Source organism: Bacillus sp. GMs2/2 (assembly GCF_050172095.1).
GTDB lineage: Bacteria > Bacillota > Bacilli > Bacillales > Bacillaceae_G > Bacillus_A > Bacillus_A cereus.
Window position 1 is genome coordinate 1 of record NZ_JBNLYE010000053.1, and the last position, 21,584, is coordinate 21,584.

Genomic DNA, 21,584 nt, shown 5'->3' on the forward strand with positions numbered 1-21,584 from the left:
CCGAATAAATTGTTAGAAAACGAAAAACAAGGTATTGATAATATGTCATACCCCTTATTATTAAGCGGTACAGTCTTATTTTTTTCATTTCTATCTATTGTATTAACATCAATGGCAGCACTTTATATGGAGCGTAAAAGTATTTCTATTAAATCAGCGTTAGGTGCAAGCACTTTTCAAATATGTCTTCCATTTATTATTGAGTATATGTTGCTATTCGTTTTAGCGATATGTATAGGCATAATGTATTTTCAATGGGAGAATAGCGGAGTAATTGAAATTCAGAAAGGGCTAGAAAATAGTATAGTATCTTTCTTTGGAACGTTAAAAGTCTCTATAGAATCATTGGTTGTTATAGGTGCTTTATCACTTGTAATGATCCTCGTTATATATGCAATCATTTATTTCAATGTACTAAAAATAAAAAATACATATATGAAAGAGGTGTTATAAATGATTCAGCTCGCAAATGTGGCTAAGGGATATGGAAAGAGTAATTTTAGTGCTTTACAAGATATTAATCTTACAATAGAAAAAGGCGAAATGATAGCCATTATGGGACCATCTGGTTCTGGGAAATCAACCTTGCTTAACATTATTGGTTTAATTGATAGCCCCTCTACTGGAAAGTATTTTTTAGATGGAATGGATACGAGTACATTCAAGTCAAATTATCATAAGTATAGAAACACGGAAGTTGGATTTGTGTTTCAGAACTTTTCGCTATTAGATGATTATACAGTTGTTGACAATGTAATGCTTCCGCTTATATATAGAAGAATTTCTCATAAGAAACGTATGCAAATATCAAAAAAAATGCTGAAAATGGTAGGGCTTGAGAGGCATATTAACAAATATCCTTACGAGTTATCAGGAGGAGAACAGCAAAGAACAGCAATAGCAAGGGCTTTAGCACAAGATACAAAAATTATACTTGCTGATGAACCGACTGGTGCTCTTGATCAAGAAAATGGGGAGAAAATTATGAGTATTTTACAAGAGATTAATAAAGAAGGAAAAACAGTGCTAGTTGTTACACATGATCAAAAGGTAGCTGCATATTGTCAGAGGACGATACGGTTACTTGATGGTTGCATGGTATAATATGGATAATGTTATGTGAAGAGGTGATACATATGGAAAATGTCTATAAAGGACTTAGGCATATTGGGTTTATTATGATGTTTATTTTTGGTAGCGTATTTTTACTTCGCTGGTTTATTCATGATGAAATGTTAATAGATCAACTTATTGGTTTTAGTGTGGGCATAGTAATGGTTATTTCATCAGTTTTCATTCAAAAGTATAGTAAAGAATTAAAGGTAGAAGAGAAGTATTAAAAGGTTATAACCTTCTTCATATTTTGAATGATTGTTGTAAAAGAAAAGTAGAGCATCGGATTTCGATGCTCTACTTTTTTAATGTGGTAAGAATATCAATTGATAAGCAAACAAAATTCCAAATACATATACAAGTGGGTGAACAGCACGGAATTTACCTTTTGCCACTTTCATAAGTGGATATGAAATAAATCCAAGTGCGATACCTGTTGCGATACTTGATGTAAGAGGCATGCTTAAGATTACTAAAAATGCTGGGAATGCTTCATCAAATGCGTCCCAATCGATGTGGCGAACTGAACCCATCATAAGACTACCAACGATAATTAATGATGGAGCAGTAATAGCTGATACACCAGAGACAGCACTTACTAATGGTCCGAAGAATGCTGCTAGTGCGAATAGAACAGCTACTGTAACAGTTGTTAAACCAGTACGACCACCAGCTGCAACACCAGCAGATGATTCAATGTAAGCTGTTGATGGTGTCGTTCCGAACATAGAACCAATAGTTGCTGAGAATGAGTCAGATAGAAGAGCTCGTCCAGCTTTTGGGAGTTTTCCGTCTTTCATAAATCCACCTTGTTGAGCTACCCCAAGTAATGTACCTGTTGTATCAAATAATGTAACAAGGAAGAATGAAAATACAACGCCGTATAATCCGTAGTTAATTACGTCAGATACAGCAGTAATTGGATTTGAAACGATAATTCCTTCTGGTAATCCAGGCATTGATGTAACACCGTTTGAGAATGTTAATTGTCCTGTGAAGAAAGCGATAATACCAGTTAATAGCATACCGATAAATAGTGCGCCATTTACATTTAAAGACATAAGGATAATAGTAATTCCAAGTCCAGCTAATGCTAGTAGAACTGGAGCAGAGTGAAGATCACCAAGTCCAACTAAGTTTGCATCATTTTTTGTAACGATACCAGTTAATCGTAAACCGATAAAGGCGATAAATAACCCGATACCAGCAGTAATTGCATGTTTTAAGTTTTCAGGAATTGCTTCCATTAATTTTGTACGGAAAGATGTAAATGATAGCAAAATTAAAATCATACCTGCTACGAATACAGCAGAGAATGCAATTGCGAAAGTCATGCCTTCATGCGCTTTTACAACAGAGTAAGAGAAGTAAGCATTTAATCCCATACCTGGCGCGATTGCGATTGGTAAGTTTGTAAAGATTGCCATAAATAATGTTCCGACAACAGCAGCAATAATTGTTGCTGTAAATGCTTGTTCAAATGGAACACCTGCATCTCCAAGGATAACAGGGTTTACGACAATGATATATGCCATTGTTAAGAAGGTAATAATACCTGCCATAATTTCAGTTTTAATAGAAGTTTTATGTTTTGAAAGGTTAAACATATAAACATCCTTTCTGTTTACGAATAATTTTCACAACAGTTATATATAATATTCGTTTTTTATCTATTTTGCAATAGTTTTGCATAAAAAGTTTATAACAATTCATATTTTGTGTCTTAAATTCGAATATTAATCGTAAACCGATGTGTGAATTTCAGCTTTTTATTGTGCACATGCTAAGGAAAAGGAGTTGAAAGCAGCTATGCCACAGCAAAAAAACTTTATAACAATGCCTGCGCAACATCAAAATAAGCAGCCTGGTATTGAATCATTAATGAATCCTCTACCACAGTTTGAAGATCCCAATTATAAAGGTAGCGAAAAGTTAAAAGGAAAGAATGTATTAATTACAGGGGGAGATAGCGGAATTGGACGAGCAGTTTCCATCGCTTTTGCAAAAGAAGGAGCAAATGTTGCGATTGCTTATTTAGATGAGGAAGAAGATGCTAATGAGACGAAGCAATATGTTGAGAAAGAAGGTGTAAAGTGTGTATTGTTGCCGGGTGATTTAAGTGATGAACAGCATTGTAAAGATGTTGTTCAAGAGACCGTCCAGCAGCTAGGTAGTTTACAGGTTTTGGTAAATAATGTCGCGCAGCAATATCCGCAGCAAGGACTAGAGTATATTACAGCAGAACAGCTAGAAAAGACTTTTCGTATTAATATTTTTTCTTATTTTCACGTTGCGAAAGCAGCCCTTTCTCATTTGAAGAAAGGGGATGTCATTATAAATACGGCATCTATCGTTGCATATGAAGGAAATGAAACGTTAATTGATTATTCCGCGACGAAAGGAGCAATCGTAGCTTTTACAAGATCACTTTCTCAATCGTTAGTGCAAAAAGGGATTCGGGTAAATGGTGTTGCACCAGGACCGATTTGGACACCGCTTATTCCATCGAGCTTTGATGAGAAGAAAGTCTCTCAGTTTGGGAGCAATGTCCCAATGCAAAGGCCTGGTCAACCATATGAGTTAGCGCCGGCATACGTATATTTAGCGTCTGGTGATTCTTCTTATGTTACTGGACAAATGATACATGTAAATGGGGGCGTTATTGTAAATGGATAGTTTTCATTTATAAGAGCAAAGTAATGTTAATTCCACTTATTATAGTGAGCGCTAGGGGGGATATAGCTGAAAAAGTTATGTTTCGTCATACTATTATTTTTCATCCTACCGGTTAGTGCTTTTGCTAATACAGATCATTTAATATTAGTGAATCTTACGACAAATCAGTTGTCTTTTTTTGAGAATGGAAATTATACAAAAACATTTCCAGTAACGACTGGAAGAGATCGTACACCTACGCCTGAAGGTAACTTTTGTATTATAACTAAATTTAAAAATAAAGAATACCATCGAAAAAAAATACCTGGGGGTGCACCGAATAATCCTCTCGGTACGAGGTGGCTTGGACTAGATAAGAATGAATATGCGATTCACGGGACAAATCGGGAATGGACGATTGGAAGTAGGGAATCAAATGGTTGTATTCGCATGCATGACAGGGATATACAATGGTTATATGACAGAGTACAATTACAAACAAAAGTAATCATTTCTCGTTTTCATACGAGCCCCGAATATGAAGCGAATAAGCTTGGTTATCGCGTTGTGAGCTGGAATAGTCGGAAAATAGAAGAAGAACAAATTGGAGTACTTACGCTAGTAGACCGCGCGGATATATATTGGCAAGAACCAAATGGACAGTTAACAAAAGTGAAAACGGTATTGCCAAATGAAAGATATCCAGTGTACTCAAAACGAAAAGATGGAATATATTATATAGGAAACAATTTGTATATTATAGATGAAACAGGAGAGAAAATTCGTTACGAGCAAATTCCTTCTTCGATTTTAAGTAATATATATAAACGAGAATACAATGTTCCGTAATGGCTACCGTTTTATAGACGGTAGCTTATTTATACTTGGAGTTTAACTGCAACTATTATATTTTGCTGAATATAATACAGTACAGATAGGGGGCGGTTATATTATGAAAAGTGAATTTGCGTTTAAAGTTTTTTTAGTAACGACCTGTTTATTTATTGTGTATTTATATGCGTTTCTCGTCTTTTCTTTTTATGTTCCATATGTTGATTTAATATTGTTCTTCGGATTTATTTGGGCGTTTGTGAAAGCGAGGGAAGGAGAGAAGAGTATATATCGGCGCATTACCTTATGCGGGACGGCCGTTCTCGTTATTTTGTACTTTTTTATTATGCATGATTTTTGGAGGGGAATGTAAAAAAGCATACGATTAATCGTATGCTTTTATATCTGTTAATGATGGAAGAGAGGCAATTGCACCGTAATTTGTACATGTGATAGCACCTACTTTATTTGCAAAGGAGATAAACGCTGTTAAGTCTTTGAAATGATATGAAAGTGTATGTTCACTTTGGGCAATCTGATATAACATTGCTCCAACGAAAGCATCACCAGCACCAGTTGTATCGACTTGTTGAATGGAAATAGAAGAGACAATGGTTTGACCTTCATTTGTCGCAAGAAGTGTACCGTCTTTTCCAAGTGTAATAGCTACTACTTTTGCGCCATAATTTAATAATTTGAGTGCAGCTTGTTGTAAATCACTCTCTTTAGAGAGCATAGTAGCTTCCTCTTGACTTACTTTTACGAAGTGTGCATGTTTTATAAAGGTTAGACAATCTTGAGAGAATTGTTCTGTATTTGTAATGAGTGCACTTCGATAATTTGGATCAAAAGAAATAAAATGGCCGTTATCTTTCGCATATTGTAACAACTGAAAATACGTTTCTTTTAATGGGCTTGATAGTAAAGCTGTCGCTGAACCGAAATGTATTAAATCATTCGTTTGTATTTTTGATAAATCAATGCTATTGAATTGATATTCACCATCTGCACCACGCATAAAAGTAAAATCACGTTCCCCATCTTGATCGATGGATACGAATGCAAGTGTTGTTTGTTTATCTTTTATGAGCATGGATGTATCGACTTGCGCACGCTGTAAAGTTTGTTCAAGAAACTCACCAAATGGGTCATTTCCTACTTGCCCCATAAATGTAGCGTGTCCACCTAATTTTGTAATCGCAGCAGCAACGTTAGCGGGTGCTCCACCAGCTTTTTTTTCGAAATCTGAACCGTTTACTAAAGAAACGTTAGTATTTCGGCACACAAAATCAATTAATAGTTCACCTATACAAAAGACATTTCTCATACAATCCCTCTTTTCAGCTTATATTGTGTGATGATAAAGTTTAGTTTTGCATCTGAAAAGATTGCGATATGATGTTTCATGTCTTTTCGAGGAAAAACTCGGGACGTAAAGACTGTTGAACCATCGTATAAGAAAATTTCCACGATGCTTTTATCTACAAATATTTGTAGTTCTATCGTATCTTGAATATCGATTTTTTTACAGCGTTCAAATCCATATTCTCCGCCAAATTGATGGTAGAAGTTGCCCCTGTCTATAGAAATAGTACCTTGTGCCCGATTAAATGTAATGGGGAAACATTCCTCCTCATTGTGGAAGAGAGAAAGCCCAAAACGCTTTGCATCTTCTGTTTTAAGTGTAACAATTAATTCATAGGAGCCTTTATCATCAAGCGTTGATAATACATTTAATCCAGCTGTTATATCTCCTGAAATTTCTTTTTTTGTTGTTCGTAGTTTTGTTAATTCTGAAACTGGTTTTTGTTTTAAGATGTTATCTTCTAATGTTAATTCACGTGGAAGTGTTAGGCAATGAGCCCACATATAATCATCAGAAGGATATGTGATTTCACTTGATCCTGCCCAAGCAAACAATAGGCGACGACTAGTAGAGTCTTCTAAAGTTTGAGGGGCATAAAAATCGAATCCTTTATCAGCTTCGTAATAGGAATCAACATGGAAATATAAATTTTTAATATCGAAATGGCCTATGGCATAAACGACATTGTATATATTGTGAAAGTTTTCGCCGTCTTTTTCAATTCCTTGCGGTGAAAAGAGAAGTACATCTTTCCCTGATAATTGGAAGTAATCGGGGCATTCCCACATAAATCCGAATTCTTTTAAATTTGTTGTAATTTCACCTTGGAAATGCCAATTGTATAGGTCTTGTGATTTGTATAGTAATAGAGTTCCTGTTTTATTTTCACGTTGGGCACCGAGTAACATATAGTACATATCATTATGTTTCCAGACTTTTGGATCACGTACATGTTTTGTATATCCGTCAGGAATTATATCAATAACAGGATTATTACTATATTTCGTCACCGTATATTGTGAATCCATTGTTGCCATACATTGTTTTGCATCACGGGAATCATTAGGCTTTTTTATATTCCCTGTATAAAGTAAATGAAGAAGGCCATCTTTTACGATAGCACTACCAGAATATGCACCGTGTGATTCATAGCTTTCAGTAGGGATGATGGCTACAGGCATACGCTCCCAGTTAATAAGGTCTTTTGACTTCACATGCCCCCAATGCTTTATTCCATGAATGGGACCAAATGGATACCACTGATAAAAAACGTGATATTCATCATTGTAGTAGGATACACCGTTAGGATCATTCATTAATCCAAATGGTGGGTGGATATGATAAATTGGTTTCCATGAATCTTGGTTTGCAATTTCATATAAAGAATGTAATTCGTCTTTATTAGATTGCAGTATTGTTTTATATTTTGACATAGGTTTTCACCCCGTTATTATTTACTTTCTTTATATAAAATGAATGTGGCAACAAAAGCAGTGATAACTGCAATAGCGAAACCAATTATATAGTGAATCATGTTCATCATGCCAAGAGGTGCAACAATTGTAAGCATCGGAATACCTGTTAAACCGTATGCATTAGCCGCCACTTGCATCCAAACAACGTAAGCGCCGCCAATTGCGCCGCCAATAGCTGCTGCAATAAATGGTTTACCAAGTTTTAAATTGACACCAAAAATAGCTGGTTCTGTAATTCCTAAAAATGCTGAAGCTGCGGCCGGAATTGCAATTTCTTTCGTTTTTTTGTTTTTTGTTTTGAAATAGACAGCTAAAGTAGCACCGCCCTGTGCAACGTTCGCCATTGACCAAATAGGGAGTAAGAAATTGACACCGATATCTTTATTTGCGAGTAAGCCTGCTTCAATAGCGTGGAAGCTATGGTGTAAGCCAGTAAGAACGATTGTTGAATACAATCCGCCGAATATAAGTCCAGCTACTGGTCCTGCAAATTGATAGATTGTATTTAAAAGGTACGTAATGCCGTCACCGATTTTATATCCAATTGGTCCGATAATAATAAGTGATAAAAAGCCAGTTATAATAATTGTTAAGAATGGTGTAACTAATAAATCTAAAGAGTTCGGAACACGTTTTCGAAGTTCTTTTTCAATTGTACTCATAACATATACGCATAATAAAATAGGTAAAACAGTACCTTGATAGCCAATCATATCAATATCCATACCAAAGAAATGTAAAACAGTTGGTTTTGCATTTGAAAGAGTCCAAGGATTTGTTAAGCTTGGGTGAGTTAATATACCACCAACAACTGCACCTAAGAAAATGTTACCACCAAATTCTTTAGCGGCACTAACTCCAATTAAAATAGGTAAAATAATGAAAGCTGCACTTGAGAACATATCAAGTAATTGGATAAGTGAGTGATCTCCAGGAACTAATTTAAACGCTTTCAACATTCCGAGTAGACCCATAAGTAAACCGCTTGCGACGATAGCTGGAATAATTGGAACAAAAATATTAGATAGTGTCTTTGCTAGGCGGGCGATAGGGTTCATTTTTTTCTTAGGTATATCGTTTGATGTTGTAGAATCTAGTTCGGCTATTCCAATTAGTTTTGAGAATTCATCATATACTTTGTTTACTATGCCAGTTCCAAAAATAATTTGATATTGCTCGGTCGTTGCGAAAGCACCTTTTACTCCATCGATGCTTTCGATTTCTGCAGAGTTTATTTTCGTATCATCCTTTAATATAAGACGAAGGCGAGTCGCGCAATGTGTGGCACGAACAATGTTTTCCTTTCCACCAATGTTCTGTATTACTTGAGTTGCAATTTGCTTCATATCCATAAAAATTCCCCCTTACTATAAATTCTCTTTTATGGAACCGGTTCCGTAACGAGTTAAAATAAAAAACAGGGAAATGATGTTGAAAATCCTGTTTTTAAAATGTGGAACCGGTTTTAATTTTATTATAGAGCGCCTTTATATTTTGTCAACGCTTTCTTGGATTTTTAATGTATAACGAGAGTGTAATATTTTTGGTATAGTTTTGTTTTCAACAAGCTGTGAAAGAGAAGTGGCAGCAAGCTTTCCAGCATACTCATAGTCAAACGCAATTGTCGTTAAACTAGGGTGTACCATTTCTGAAATATCATATCCACCGAATCCTGTTACAGAAATATCACCTGGTACAGAAAGGGAGTGGGAGTGAATGACTTTCATTGCGCCAAGAGCGATGTTATCTGTAGCACATACGATAAGAGTTGGGCGATTATTATCTAAAATATGTTGTACTTGTTTCATGGCATCTTCTATGCGGAAAGTTGTTTCGTAATATGAAACGTTGCAAGTCGGTTCTAAATTTTCAATTGCTTTTTGAAAACCATTTTTTCGATGTATTCCAACAGAAATATCATCTTTTTCTATCCCTAAATAGGCAATATGTCGATGGCCTTGGGATAAAACGTATGCCCCTAACTCATAAGCTGCATCATAATCATCGTGAACGAGGCAATATTGATCTTTATATTCTTGCCCGACGAATAAAATAGGGATGTTTGAATTAGCCATAATTTTTTGATGTTCATTCGTTAATGTTTTTGTTAATAAAATAATGCCAGCTACCTTTTGTTTTATAAAGTTTTCAATTGCTTGTATTTCAGTTTCGGTTGTTTGATTTGCATTTGCTACAAGCATTTGATAGTTATTTTCCTGTAATGTTTTATCGATCCCGATAAGTGTTTTCATTGTAGCGAAGGAGTCTAATCGGGGGATGATGACACCAATTAAATTTGTTGTTTTTGCTTTTAAACTTTGAGCAAATGTATTGGGAGAGAAATTTGTTTCCTGAATAATACCTTCGATTTTAAGTTTTGTTTTATCACTTACATATCCGCCGTTTAAGTAACGAGAGACTGTGCTTTTTGCAACGCCAGCCAATTTGGCGATATCTGCAATTGTTTTAGCCATAGTATTTCACCTTCGTATTCATAAAAGTTAACTTTATTATAGGGAGAATTAGAGATGACGTAAACAAGAAGAGAGAAAGAAAAAACCACCTCACGTATATGAGGTGGAATAATTGTTAATATCTAGGCTTAAATGTATGACAACAAGTTTCTACACTCGTTGCTACAGAACTTTCTAGCGTCTCGTTTGTTAAAACAGCAGCTGTATATGAATCATTTTCAGTTTGACCAGTTTCATCTGCATCAGGCTGAACGATGATCGCACTTGCTTGACAAAAGTTACCTTGTCCCCAAAAAGAACAGTTGGAAACAGAACATCTTACTTCTGGCATAAAACCCCCTCCTTATACATTAGTGTGGGATTTTACACCCATTTCATGTGTAGAAGGAGTTTCCTTTTCTCGTTACTTTTTCGTTTGCTCAAGCCATTCTTTTAATTTATCTTTCGGCTGTTCACCGCTAATACGGCTCACTTCTTTGCCATCTTTAAAATGAATGATTGTTGGTGTTCCTTGAATTTTATATTCATCCCAAGGAGCATCTAATTTTTCAATATCCATAACTTTCATATCAACGTTTAAGTCTTTAGCCATTGGCACTAGGACAGGAGATAATTTTTGGCAATGAACGCAAGATGTTTGATAAAAGTATACTGTTTCTTCTTTTTTCTCTTTTAAGTTCTTTTGAAGATCTGAAAGAGAGATTTTATTTGTGTAGTAGTCAGGACCGTTTGTCTTACTTTCAGTAGGATTATCAATCTTTTGGCTAGTTGAAGCGTTTTTTTCTTCCATTTGTGTTACAGCGAAAATTGCCGCAAACAAGGCGATAATAATACCACCAAATATAAGCATTTTTTTCATTCTTTCATCTCCTTATTTGTTTTTGATGACAATAAAGCTACAAACAGCGATTGTAATAAAGCCGATAAGTGCTAAAAACGGGATTGTAATAAAACCAAACCAGTTTATAAATTCTCCGGTGCAGGGTACACGACCGCAAGCTGCTCCAGCAGCTGAAAACGCTGGGACTTTTTGAATTGCATAGTGATATAAAGAAATACAAGCACCAATACTTGCAATTGGTAAAGAATAACTTGCGATGCGATAATCTTTTTTTGCTACAGCGATACCGAGCCATAAAACGAATGGATACATAAAAATACGTTGATACCAACAAAGTACACAAGGCTCAAATTTCATGATTTCGGAAAAATAAAGACTTCCCAGTGTAGCGATAAAAGAAGCTCCCCATGCGGTAAGTAAAGCATATTCTTGCTTTTTTTCTCGTCCCATATTTTATACCTCTCTTATAATAGTTACATACTAAATTATAGTATGAAGTGGTATGGAAAAGAAAGAAAAAATATGTTTATCAATAAAAGTTTTATGAGGAGAAACTTTTATTGATATAAAAATTTAAAAAAAGCGCCATTCTCCGGAAGAGAATAGCGCTATAGTTTACATTTGAATTTGTTCTACTTCTTCTACATGCGACTTTTGGGATGCGTGGTCAATATATTGAAATAGGAGCTGCAATTGTTTATCAACTTCTGGCAGTTCCTTGCTGTATTGATAAGCGTGTAAAAAATGCTCAATACGCTTAGAAAATAATTGATCGTTCGTTTGAACCATGAGAACGAGTAATTTATCCCAATTACAGCAATACGTGTAATAGAGAGCTTTATCATAGTCGTTATATGTTTGCACTGTGTACCCTCCTTACCGAGAGTTATATATAGTGTGTGATAAGTAAGGGGAAATACACTTGAAAGAATTTGTTAAGAAAAAAAGTGAATGAAAAGAAAAAACGAGGAGTTTCCTCGTTTTTAAGCTTTTGGCATTGGCGTAGGTGTTGGTTTGCCATAGCCTTCCTTGTATTTATTATCGATATAGTTGCGAATTTCAAGCGTTGATTTTCCTTTTTGTTTCATGGAAGCAGATTCAACTGCGATTTCTAGGCAATTGACGCAAGTCGTTGCATGGGAGTCCCAAACAACTTCACCATTCTTTTTAATTTCACGAATAAAGCAGTTTTTATTATTTTTATGTCCTACACTTTCACCGCAACCACAATAGCATGGAATCCAATCTAATAGCTCTGCATTTTGTCCAGCGACGGTGTAGATATCTTTCATTTGTGGATCAAGCTTATCTAGGAAGGTTGGAAGTGTGTCGACTCCTTTTGTTTTCTCTTGAATGTCAGCTTGATGAGTGTGCGATGCGTGGTCATGTTCTTCTTTTTTTGATTCAGAAGATTTTTGGTCATTTGTACCTGTACTTCCGCATCCAGCAAGAATTAAGCTTAGTACTGCAAGTAAAGAAAATACATACTTTTTCATTCGCTTGTCCCCTTTACAAATGTATTAATCAAATTGTATCAGACTAAGGGACACCTAGGGAGAAGTTTTTTTTGAACGATTTTTGAAGTGCCATCTTAGTGAATGAAACAAAAATAAAATCGGGATATAAGCGTATACAATATATAAACCCGCTTGAGATAGTACGGTATTTAATGTGTTGATACTTTCACGGTTTGTGAAAAGTAGAGAAGCTGAAAATATGATGAAAATAAAAAACGGTAATGTAAATTTAAATGAAATATGAAAGGAACGCTTCATCGTTTGACATGATGACCAAATGGTTAAGCAAAGGTTTGGTAAAATAATTAAAAACCAAACGAAAATAATAATATATTCAAAGCGCTGAATAAAAGGAACTTTAATTATTTTTAACATCGTTAAAGTAGGCCAAATAGTACGGTTTAATTGTCCCTCGCTGTAATACATAAAAGATACGATAGCTAAAACTACATAAATTAAGGTGCTAAAAGCAATTCCAGCATGGGCCCATCGCTTTAAAGATTTTCCTTTTTCAATAAAGGGATAAAAGATAAGAATTGTTTCAAACCCTAGAAATTCCAATGCAGAGTGTTTTGCAGATATAAGCATGTCAAAAGGTGAATGTGTAAAAATAGGTAAAATATTACGGAAATGAGCATATTTCATTGGATAGATTAAAAAGAATACAACGAAAATAGGAAGAACAATACCCCAAAAACATATCCCTGTCACAGAACGGAAGCCACCTTTTATAATGTAGTAAGTGACTAATAAAAACATAAGCGTAAGTTTCCATAACTTAATGGTAGGGAAAATCCAAACTTGTATCACTTCCATATATGTACGAAGAACAGTAAGGCAAAATAATAAGCAATAAAGAGTGAAAATTACAGAAAATATAGAGCCAACCCATTTTCCGAAGGTTGTTGTATGAATGCTAATTAAATCTCCGTCTTTTTCAAGCATTTTTAACATACAAAACAGTACAATATGAGTTGCAATCCCCGCAATAATAAGAGAAATCCAAGCATCATAACCTGCATTTTTCAAAATTACACGTTGATATCCGAGAATTCCTATACCAATCTGGAGAGAATGCAATAAAATAAATGCAAAATATGGAGATACTGTCTTTGTTTTATTCATTGTATTCATTGCTTATTTCACCTCACTATTCTCCGATTCCAGATTGTACAATATTAAGATCTAAATTTATATCCACCGCTACATTTTTATACATATTTCGAATTTGTTTTATATTCCATTTTCTCGTATGGCTTCTAATTTCATCCCGTATTCCTAACGGGTCAATTTCTTTTTCTTGAAATTGTTTTATTAAATCTTCACAGTCTTTTTCGACATTTCGTTCAATTTGTTTTTTTATATAGTTGATATTTGTTTCTTTTCTTAAATCAATCCAATTAGGAGAGTTTTTAATTAATCCATTTAATTTTAAATGGATTTTTACTTTTGGTATGTCACCAGTTTGATCTATATCATACTTATTTTCCCCAGCTAAGTTTTGTATCACAACCATACCTTTATGTTTATCCTTTTTTATTGCTGCTTCGTAACGTCCATTTTTCGTAGGATTAATAAGTAATTTTGCTAAAACAGAATGTCTTTTATCCGTATACATGACGACTTTATCGCCTTTTAAAAAGGCAAGTCCTTTGACAGCGACAGAATGATTATCGTCCATTTTAATATAAGGAACATAGGCATCACATACAGAAGAGTAATAATTATATAAAAAAATGTTTAATTCAGTTTGTGGAATGTTCTCATTTCTTATATTTTGCTCGAGTAAATCAGCAATATATAAAGACCCATTTTTTTTCCCGTAATTTAAAAGCTCTTCAGCAGATCCATCTACAATGGCTAGTTGTACATCACGCCCGATATTTGGGTCACGTTGTAAGTTAGTAATAATCTCTCTCATTCCGCGTTCTCCTAGAGCCTTTCCAAATAGGACGACACGCATTTGACCTACAACAACATTGTGAGGAGATTTCGCATTCAATCGTGAAGCAATTGTTTCAAGTGAACGGGCAGATGTTGTTTGAGTCTCTGGCTTAGACTTTACACCATGTGTGTACTCTGGGAATAGAATAGTTCCTTGGAATTTTTTGTTTTTTGTGATGTCAAATCCAGCAATATGAATAATACGCTGTGCATCTACTATATACGTTTGTGTACAGCCAGTTTGTAAAACGAAGAAGATAATGATAAGGTGCAATAAAATTTTCTTCATTCATTCTCACCATCACGTTTTTGCTTCGATTTGTTTGGATTGTAGCGCCATTTTGATTTTGGTCTAAGAAAAGAAGGTCTTTGAGCCGTTTGGCTAAATGGTAATCGAAGAAAACCTTCTGCTGTACCTAAACCACGAAATGGATATAAAGGTAATAAATAAGGTGATCCAAGTGATTTTAATTTAATTAAATGAGCTAAAATAAATACAAATCCGACAGCGAGGCCTAATCCTCCGAATGCACCGGCTAAGAGAATAAGCGGAAAGCGTAACAACCGGATAGTAGAAGACATCTTTACGGTCGGTGTTGTGAAAGATGCAAGGGCGGATAAAGCAACTGCAATTAATAAAATTGTACTTGTTAAAGCTGCTTCAACAGATGCTTGTCCAATTACAATCCCCCCAACAATCCCAATCGTTTGTCCGACTTTCGTTGGTAAACGTGCTCCTGCTTCACGAAGCAATTCAATTGTAATTTCTAAAAAGAGTGCTTCTAGAATAGGAGGGAAAGGTACGTTAGCTCTCGAGAAAATAATAGGACCTAGTAAATCAGCAGGAATCATTTGATAATGATATGTTAAAGCCGCTGTATAAATAGCGGAGGAAAAAAGAGAAAATATAGCTCCGAAAAAACGAATAATACGAAAGAACGATCCAATCATCCACGGTAAATAATAATCTTCTGGTGAAATGAAAAAATCCAGTAACGTTGTTGGTCCTGATAAAGCATATGGAGAGCCATCTGTTAAAATTAAAACTTCCCCGTTAATTAATGCAAATACAGCTCGATCTAATCGTTCTGTAGGTAATAGAACAGGAAAAGGTGAATTGCTATTATCGCTAATAAATTGCTCAATCATAGTTGCATCAAATGGGACATCAAAGTCAATGTTTTCTAACCGTTGAATTGCGGTGTTGACAAATTGTTCATTTGTAATTCCTTCTATATAAGCAACTGCTACTTTCGTTTTTGATATAGATCCGACGGTAACTTCTTTAAAAATGAGTTGCTCCGTTACGATATTTCGGCGTAATAAGTGGATATTTGTATCAAGGTTTTCAACGAAACCGATTTTAGGCCCGATTACGCTATACTCATTTTCTGTATCGTTATATAATCGTTTTCCTAAAACAGTACTTTCGGCACGAATTAAAGCATATTGATCAGGATTCGAATTGTTTTTTAAGCGTATTAAAATATATCCACCTAATAATTTTTCACGAATATCATCAATAGAAGGGGAGGTAATAATGTCTTCAATAGAGATAATATTACATAAATCAGAGATGTTTTGGATTTGTTCCGATTCCTTTTTTATAGGAGTTAAAATGAATTGTTTAATAATAAGTGCTTCCACGACAGATTTATAATAAAACAAGCACAACGTTTCATCTTTAAGTATGTTATAAGAGACAAAATCGCTTGATTCTTTCATGGTTTGTATAAATTCTGGAATAGAACAAAGTGTTTTTGTATTAGTCTTTTTTGATTTCTTAGATGATAAACCGAACATTTTCTCACCCCTAACTTACATCATTTACTTGTGTTAGTTTTTGGGAAAGACGGGAATTTATACTTAAAAATTGAAAGTTCATAAAGAAAAGGAAGAGTGGTGAAAGCCTCTTCCTTTTTAGCTGTTTAATTTGTTTTTTGTTCTTTAATAGACTTCACTAATTTCATCATTTCCGCTCGTATATCTTCTCTTTTTACATTTAATTTTTCGGCAATTTGTTTAATGTCCATTCCATCTTTTTTCATCTTTAATACATCATCAAGAGGGGTATTGCTTTTTTGAGAGATGATTGTTAACACAGTAAGATGACGCAATTTGATGTTATATTCTTTCATTTTTTGCTTTAGCTGATCCGGTGTAGATTTTTGCATAGTTGCTAACTGTTGTAGCAGTGCTTGCTTTGTTTCTTTATTCATATGATGCTTTTTCAGCTTACTTGGATCTACACCGAAATGCTCGGCTGTTTTCTCCCAAGATTTATTTTGCTTATAGTAAGCTAAAACATCTTTTATTTCTTTATTACTAATTCTTGCAATATGAGCAGCTTTCCAAATTTCATGTTTGTTATAGCCGAGTTTTTCTAGCGATTGCATTTCTTCTTCTAAAATTGGGTTATGGTGATGCATTGTTACTTCTTTTGGTGTGGCAGCGGAAGCGGGGAAAGTAGATATCCCGCATAATAATGCTGCCATAGTCATACAAACAGCGATTTTTTTGTACATGTAAACTCCTCCTAGATGGATAATGTAGAAAACTGTACATATATCATTTCCATAAAATGTGAAATACTTGTGAACAAATCAAGTTTTTTTATTCACAGTATGAAATGACGTTTTTAGAAGTTTTCCAACATAAAACATTGATTAATAGTAAAAAACTAAGGTATAATCGAAATTGAAAATCAATATCAATGATGACGATAAACTTATACATATAGATAAAAATAAGGGAGAGATAAATATGACTACATATACTTCCATCGCTAATGTGATTAAAGAAAGACGCTCTGTTCGTACATTTACAGACAAAGCAGTAGAAAAAGATTTATTAATTGAACTATTAAACGATGCAACATGGGCACCAAATCATAAGCACCGTGAACCATGGAATTGTAAACTATACATCGGAGAAGGCCGCAAGAAATTAGTAGATGCAGTATTAAACTCTTTCACGGAAGAAGAAAGAGCGAAACGCGGTAAAATTTTATCAGATCGTTTTTTAAGCACGCCTGCACAAATCGTTGTATATATAAATGAAGATCCGCGTCAAATTCAACGTGATGAAGATTATGCTGCAACATGTGCATTCATGCAAAACTTCCAACTTCTTGCTTGGGAACGCGGATTAGGTTGCGTTTGGAAATCAGGCGGATTAAACTACAATCCATTATTTATAGAAGGAATCGGTTTAACAAGAGGCCAACGTATCGTTGGAATTCTTCATATCGGCTATTTCGATAAAGCGCCAGAAGGAAAAGCACGTACTCCGATTACGGAGAAGATGGAGATTATTGAAGGTTAATAGATGAGACATTCTCGTTTTTGCGGGGGTGTCTTTTTATTATGCAATCAATCCTCATGAAAGCTTGTTCTTCATCATACACTTTCTTAAGGGAAAGTGTAAGGAGGGAAAATAATGAGAGCAAGTGACGATAAAGCACTGCAATATGCGATTGCGGAAATTACGGAAATTGCGACTGGATTTGGGCTTGATTTTTATCCGATGCGTTATGAAATATGTCCAGCGGAAATTATTTATACATTTGGTGCATATGGGATGCCGACAAGGTTTTCACATTGGAGTTTTGGAAAACAATTTTTCAGAATGAAATTACAATACGATTTAGGACTTAGTAAAATATACGAACTCGTTATTAACTCTGATCCATGTTACGCCTTTTTATTAGATACGAACTCTTTAATTCAAAACAAATTAATTGTCGCGCACGTTTTAGCACACTGTGACTTCTTCAAAAATAATATTCGTTTTTCAAATACGAAGCGAGATATGGTAGAGAGTATGGCCGCAACAGCGGACCGTGTGAAAGCTTATGAGCATAAGTATGGAAAAGCAGAGGTAGAAACATTTTTAGATGCCGTACTTGCCATTCAAGAGCATATTGATCCGTCGCTTATGCGTCCGAAGCTCGCATGGAGTATTGATGATTTAGAAGAGGAAGAAGTAGAAAAGAAAAAGGTATCGCAATACGATGATTTATGGAATTTAGATAACCGAAATAAAAAACAAGAGCGCTCTAATATACGTAAAAAGAAGAAAATCCCACCGCAACCAGAGAAGGATTTACTTCTCTTTATTGAAGAATATAGCCGTGAGTTAGAAGATTGGCAGCGTGATATATTAACGATGATGCGCGAAGAAATGTTATATTTTTGGCCGCAGCTTGAAACGAAAATCATGAACGAAGGCTGGGCATCCTACTGGCATCAACGCATACTTCGTGAAATGGACTTAACCTCTGATGAAGCAATTGAATTTGCGAAACTAAATGCAGGTGTCGTTCAGCCATCAAAAACAAGTATTAATCCATACTACCTCGGTATTAAAATCTTTGAAGATATTGAAGAACGGTACAACAATCCGACTGAAGAAATGAAGCGACGGGGCGTAAAACCAGGATCGGGCCGTGACAAAATGTTTGAAGTACGAGAAATTGAATGGGACGTATCGTTCTTAAGAAACTACTTAAATAAAGATCTTGTTATGCGAGAAGATATGTACTTATTCCAGCGCCAAGGAAAAGAATATAAGGTAATAGATAAAGAATGGGAAAATGTACGTGATCAACTCGTAAGTATGCGTACAAATGGTGGGTTCCCGTACTTAGTAGTAGAAGATGGAGACTACTTAAAGAACGGAGAATTATACATTAAACATAGTTACGAAGGAATCGAGCTCGATTTAAAATACTTAGAAAAAGTATTACCATATCTTCATCAACTATGGGGAAGAACGGTGCATATGGAGTCCATTGTGGAGAGTAAGGGCGTTGTGTTTTCTTATGATGGTAAGATGGTGCATCGGAAGTATGTGTGAGGGGAAGAACGGACATAGGATACTGTGTCCGTTCTTTTTATTTGGAACCAAGTTAAATATGCTATTCTTGAAAAAAGGGAGTTATATAGAGAAATGGAGTGATTTAAATGAGCAAAATAGGGGTATGTAAGGTTGATATTACGCCGCCTGTAGGTATTGATTTTGTCGGATATCATAGAGAGACAGGAATAAATAATATTGAAGAGCGTATTTATGGGACAGTTTTTGTATTTGAAAAAGATGAAATGAAAACTGTGTTTATAAGTATCGATAATATTGGGATGTTAGTAGAAGATACGAATATGATTCGTGAGCGAGTAGCAAGTAGGCTTCATGTGCCATTTGAGCGAATAACGGTTGTTTATACTCATACGCATTCCGGTCCAGAGACAGTCGGTGATGATCCGCTAGTGCAGTCGTATAAAATGATTTTAGTAAATAATGTAGTACATGGTGCTGTTACTGCAAATAACAATTTAAAGCGATGCGAAGTTGGATGGGGTGTTACGACAGGTGATATCGGTGTAAACCGACGAGAGAGAACATCTGATGGAAGAGCAAAGATGGGAACAAATATTGAGGGTGTTGTAGATAAACGAATTGGCATGTTGGCAATCAGAAATGCTGAAACGAAGGAGCTATCTGGGATTATAGTATTTTGTACTGCGCATCCGAATGTTTTAAAAGGTGATAGCGATGAATTATCAGCAGATTATCCTGGAATAACGAGAGAGATTCTAGAGCAGATAGTGAACTGCCCTGTTATTATTGTTCAAGGTGCCGCTGGAAATGTGAATGCGAAATATCGCGGTTCAAGGGAAGCGTTAAAACAAATGGCTTACATACTTAGTGGACATGTATTAACGATGTTACCAACAGTTACATATAGTCCAATTGTAAAATTAAGGACAGTTTCAAGTATGATGCAAATGAAGTTGAAGGATATTCCTGAAATTGATGAGATACGAAGCATGGCTCGATTAGCCGAGAAGCAGTGGGGCGTGAATACGGATGAATGGCTTGCTATCGTATTAGAGAAATATAGGCAAGGTATTCGGAAGTTATGTATAGATTTAGAAGTTCAACTGTTTCAAGTTAATGATGGTATGTTTTCAGGTATACCGATGGAACCTTTTTCAGAAACTGCCTTAGCAATGAAAGAGAGCCTTCAAAATGAATTGGCTTTCTTTGGTGGATATATGAACGGATATCTTGGTTATTTACCGACAAAAGACGAATATGCATATGGCGGATATGAAGTAGAATTAAGTCCTATTGTGTATGGAACAGTTACAAATTTGTTAATGCCACCGGGAGAGAATACTGCGGAGTTGATTGTGAAAAAGGTTATGGATTTATGTAATATGGTGAAACTTTAATGAGACAGGTTTTTGAACGCAGAGTAAAGAATATGACTTATTGTTTGATTTTGTTAAGTCAATGTAATTAATGATGATAATCATTATTAATTACATTGACTTCTAAAAAAAGAAAAACTAGAATTTATAAAGGGATCTTCAATTGTTCGCTATCATTTGTATAGGAGGTAAGTTATGTTGGATAGCTTTATTTCTATAAGATGTAGGTTGGCTCTTTATAGTTTTGGTGTTCTTTTTATCTTTTTTTGTACAGTATTTTTGGTGAATCAGAAGGTGTATGCAGAAGATGTACCGTGGACATCAGTTTCAAATGAGGGAGAACGTGTACTTTTTCAAGAACAATCTTTGTATAGTAATGATCGAAGGGGAGAAGATCTTGTTTCACCTTCATTTGAAGGGCGTAAACATGGTGGGGAAGATTGGGGAGCCTTCTTAGAAAATACGAAGTTAAATTATTCACCTAACATTCTTACCTATTCTGTTATAGGAATAGATGATCGAATACGGGTTAATGATACAACTTCATATCCGTATAGTGCTGTAGTCCATATAGCAACTCAGTATAATAGTGGAGAAATTTATGGATGTACAGGAGCACTAATTAGTAAAGATACAGTGCTGACAGCTGGACATTGTATTTACAATAAAGAAATTGGTGGATGGGCGACAAATGTTATTGTAACTCCAGGACGTAATGGAGGACAAGCACCGTATTTACCTTATAAAGGAACAAAACTTTACTCGGTAAGTGGATGGACTGATAACGAAAATTCAAATTATGATTATGGAACGATTAAATTAAATGGGTCTCCAGGAGATTATACGGGTTGGTTTGGATATAGAACTACTTATGTAGAATCACCAAAAGGTTTACTTGCGGTGATTCCTGGATATCCAGCTGATAAAATAGGAAATGAACGTTACACAATGTGGAGAGATTATGGTCCAATTGAAGGTGTTAATCCTAGCAGACTAACATACAAGATTGATACTTATGAAGGGCAAAGTGGATCACCTGTATATCATTATTTTGATACAGGTATCAAAATAATAGCCATTCATACAAGAGGAAATAAAAATATGAATTTTGGAAATCGGATAACAGACAATGTGTTTAATAATATTAAAAGAT

General features: G+C 35.1%; 24 protein-coding genes. 10 read left to right on the forward strand and 14 right to left on the reverse strand.

Annotated features, from left to right (window positions below):
• The 3 genes from ACQGS6_RS10020 to ACQGS6_RS10030 form a co-directional block, all read left to right on the forward strand.
• Nucleotides 1-453, forward strand: a 453-nt coding sequence (locus tag ACQGS6_RS10020) for an FtsX-like permease family protein (RefSeq protein ID WP_426965093.1), incomplete at its 5' end; no start/stop codon positions are given.
• Nucleotides 454-1,104, forward strand: coding sequence for an ABC transporter ATP-binding protein (locus tag ACQGS6_RS10025; protein ID WP_000615294.1), 651 nt, complete (start codon nucleotides 454-456; stop codon nucleotides 1,102-1,104). It begins immediately after the preceding gene.
• A 32-nt stretch (nucleotides 1,105-1,136) separates the two neighbouring features.
• A complete protein-coding gene (locus ACQGS6_RS10030; RefSeq protein WP_000432804.1) occupies nucleotides 1,137-1,340 on the forward strand; it encodes a hypothetical protein in 204 nt (67 codons plus the stop codon).
• Nucleotides 1,341-1,418: 78 nt separating this feature from the next.
• On the opposite strand, the gene ACQGS6_RS10035 is transcribed toward ACQGS6_RS10030, so the two are convergent.
• On the reverse strand, nucleotides 1,419-2,720 hold the full coding sequence (locus ACQGS6_RS10035; RefSeq protein ID WP_000482710.1) for an NCS2 family permease: 1,302 nt from the start codon (nucleotides 2,718-2,720) through the stop codon (nucleotides 1,419-1,421).
• A gap of 202 nt (nucleotides 2,721-2,922) precedes the next feature.
• Here ACQGS6_RS10035 and ACQGS6_RS10040 point away from each other — a divergent pair, with 202 nt between their 5' ends.
• From ACQGS6_RS10040 to ACQGS6_RS10050, 3 genes are all read left to right on the forward strand, one after another.
• A complete protein-coding gene (locus tag ACQGS6_RS10040) occupies nucleotides 2,923-3,789 on the forward strand; it encodes an SDR family oxidoreductase (protein ID WP_001136259.1) in 867 nt (288 codons plus the stop codon).
• A 66-nt stretch (nucleotides 3,790-3,855) separates the two neighbouring features.
• Nucleotides 3,856-4,617, forward strand: a complete 762-nt coding sequence (locus tag ACQGS6_RS10045; protein WP_044584150.1) for a L,D-transpeptidase — start codon at nucleotides 3,856-3,858, stop codon at nucleotides 4,615-4,617.
• A 103-nt stretch (nucleotides 4,618-4,720) separates the two neighbouring features.
• Nucleotides 4,721-4,972 carry a hypothetical protein gene (locus ACQGS6_RS10050; protein WP_000834195.1) on the forward strand — a complete coding sequence of 84 codons (252 nt, stop codon included), beginning with the start codon at nucleotides 4,721-4,723 and terminating at the stop codon, nucleotides 4,970-4,972.
• Nucleotides 4,973-4,984: 12 nt separating this feature from the next.
• Here ACQGS6_RS10050 and ACQGS6_RS10055 read toward each other — a convergent pair whose 3' ends face one another.
• The 13 genes from ACQGS6_RS10055 to ACQGS6_RS10115 all read right to left on the reverse strand — a co-directional run bounded on the left by ACQGS6_RS10055 (nucleotide 4,985) and on the right by ACQGS6_RS10115 (nucleotide 16,741).
• Nucleotides 4,985-5,926 carry a carbohydrate kinase family protein gene (locus ACQGS6_RS10055; RefSeq protein WP_001246642.1) on the reverse strand — a complete coding sequence of 314 codons (942 nt, stop codon included), beginning with the start codon at nucleotides 5,924-5,926 and terminating at the stop codon, nucleotides 4,985-4,987.
• A complete protein-coding gene (gene scrB / locus ACQGS6_RS10060) occupies nucleotides 5,923-7,398 on the reverse strand; it encodes a beta-fructofuranosidase (RefSeq protein ID WP_000049734.1) in 1,476 nt (491 codons plus the stop codon). The genes ACQGS6_RS10055 and scrB overlap by 4 nt, the downstream gene beginning before the upstream one ends.
• A 17-nt stretch (nucleotides 7,399-7,415) precedes the next feature.
• Nucleotides 7,416-8,792 carry a sucrose-specific PTS transporter subunit IIBC gene (locus ACQGS6_RS10065; protein ID WP_000367323.1) on the reverse strand — a complete coding sequence of 459 codons (1,377 nt, stop codon included), beginning with the start codon at nucleotides 8,790-8,792 and terminating at the stop codon, nucleotides 7,416-7,418.
• Between the two features lie 135 nt (nucleotides 8,793-8,927).
• Entirely contained in the window at nucleotides 8,928-9,914 is a 987-nt protein-coding gene (locus ACQGS6_RS10070) for a LacI family DNA-binding transcriptional regulator (protein ID WP_001140396.1), read from the reverse strand.
• Between the two features lie 115 nt (nucleotides 9,915-10,029).
• A complete protein-coding gene (locus tag ACQGS6_RS10075) occupies nucleotides 10,030-10,245 on the reverse strand; it encodes a DUF1540 domain-containing protein (RefSeq protein WP_001115482.1) in 216 nt (71 codons plus the stop codon).
• Between the two features lie 72 nt (nucleotides 10,246-10,317).
• Nucleotides 10,318-10,773: a thioredoxin family protein gene (locus tag ACQGS6_RS10080; RefSeq protein ID WP_000738440.1), complete on the reverse strand. Its 456-nt coding sequence runs from the start codon at nucleotides 10,771-10,773 to the stop codon at nucleotides 10,318-10,320.
• Nucleotides 10,774-10,785: 12 nt separating this feature from the next.
• Nucleotides 10,786-11,205, reverse strand: a complete 420-nt coding sequence (locus ACQGS6_RS10085; RefSeq protein ID WP_000532264.1) for a disulfide oxidoreductase — start codon at nucleotides 11,203-11,205, stop codon at nucleotides 10,786-10,788.
• A 165-nt stretch (nucleotides 11,206-11,370) separates the two neighbouring features.
• Nucleotides 11,371-11,619 (reverse strand): YhdB family protein, encoded by a 249-nt coding sequence (locus tag ACQGS6_RS10090; protein WP_001195459.1) that lies wholly within the window; start codon nucleotides 11,617-11,619, stop codon nucleotides 11,371-11,373.
• Between the two features lie 119 nt (nucleotides 11,620-11,738).
• The gene (locus tag ACQGS6_RS10095) at nucleotides 11,739-12,251 is read right to left on the reverse strand and encodes a PCYCGC domain-containing protein (protein ID WP_426965094.1); all 513 of its coding nucleotides are present in this window, start codon (nucleotides 12,249-12,251) and stop codon (nucleotides 11,739-11,741) included.
• 54 nt (nucleotides 12,252-12,305) lie between these two features.
• The gene (locus tag ACQGS6_RS10100; RefSeq protein ID WP_001095037.1) at nucleotides 12,306-13,406 is read right to left on the reverse strand and encodes a GerAB/ArcD/ProY family transporter; all 1,101 of its coding nucleotides are present in this window, start codon (nucleotides 13,404-13,406) and stop codon (nucleotides 12,306-12,308) included.
• Between the two features lie 16 nt (nucleotides 13,407-13,422).
• Complete coding sequence (locus ACQGS6_RS10105) at nucleotides 13,423-14,505, reverse strand: Ger(x)C family spore germination protein (protein ID WP_025966896.1); 1,083 nt, start codon at nucleotides 14,503-14,505, stop codon at nucleotides 13,423-13,425.
• Nucleotides 14,502-16,019 (reverse strand): spore germination protein, encoded by a 1,518-nt coding sequence (locus ACQGS6_RS10110; RefSeq protein ID WP_000467492.1) that lies wholly within the window; start codon nucleotides 16,017-16,019, stop codon nucleotides 14,502-14,504. Before ACQGS6_RS10110 ends, ACQGS6_RS10105 begins: the two co-directional genes overlap by 4 nt.
• 125 nt (nucleotides 16,020-16,144) lie before the next feature.
• A complete protein-coding gene (locus ACQGS6_RS10115; RefSeq protein WP_000276961.1) occupies nucleotides 16,145-16,741 on the reverse strand; it encodes a hypothetical protein in 597 nt (198 codons plus the stop codon).
• Nucleotides 16,742-16,979: 238 nt separating this feature from the next.
• Here ACQGS6_RS10115 and ACQGS6_RS10120 point away from each other — a divergent pair, with 238 nt between their 5' ends.
• From ACQGS6_RS10120 to ACQGS6_RS10135, 4 genes are all read left to right on the forward strand, one after another.
• Entirely contained in the window at nucleotides 16,980-17,540 is a 561-nt protein-coding gene (locus tag ACQGS6_RS10120; RefSeq protein WP_000214819.1) for a nitroreductase family protein, read from the forward strand.
• Nucleotides 17,541-17,654: 114 nt separating this feature from the next.
• On the forward strand, nucleotides 17,655-19,073 hold the full coding sequence (gene spoVR, locus ACQGS6_RS10125) for a stage V sporulation protein SpoVR (protein WP_426965095.1): 1,419 nt from the start codon (nucleotides 17,655-17,657) through the stop codon (nucleotides 19,071-19,073).
• A 107-nt stretch (nucleotides 19,074-19,180) separates the two neighbouring features.
• Nucleotides 19,181-20,452, forward strand: a complete 1,272-nt coding sequence (locus ACQGS6_RS10130; RefSeq protein ID WP_100616984.1) for a neutral/alkaline non-lysosomal ceramidase N-terminal domain-containing protein — start codon at nucleotides 19,181-19,183, stop codon at nucleotides 20,450-20,452.
• A gap of 174 nt (nucleotides 20,453-20,626) precedes the next feature.
• Nucleotides 20,627-21,584, forward strand: a 958-nt coding sequence (locus ACQGS6_RS10135; protein WP_426965096.1) for a trypsin-like serine peptidase, incomplete at its 3' end; no start/stop codon positions are given.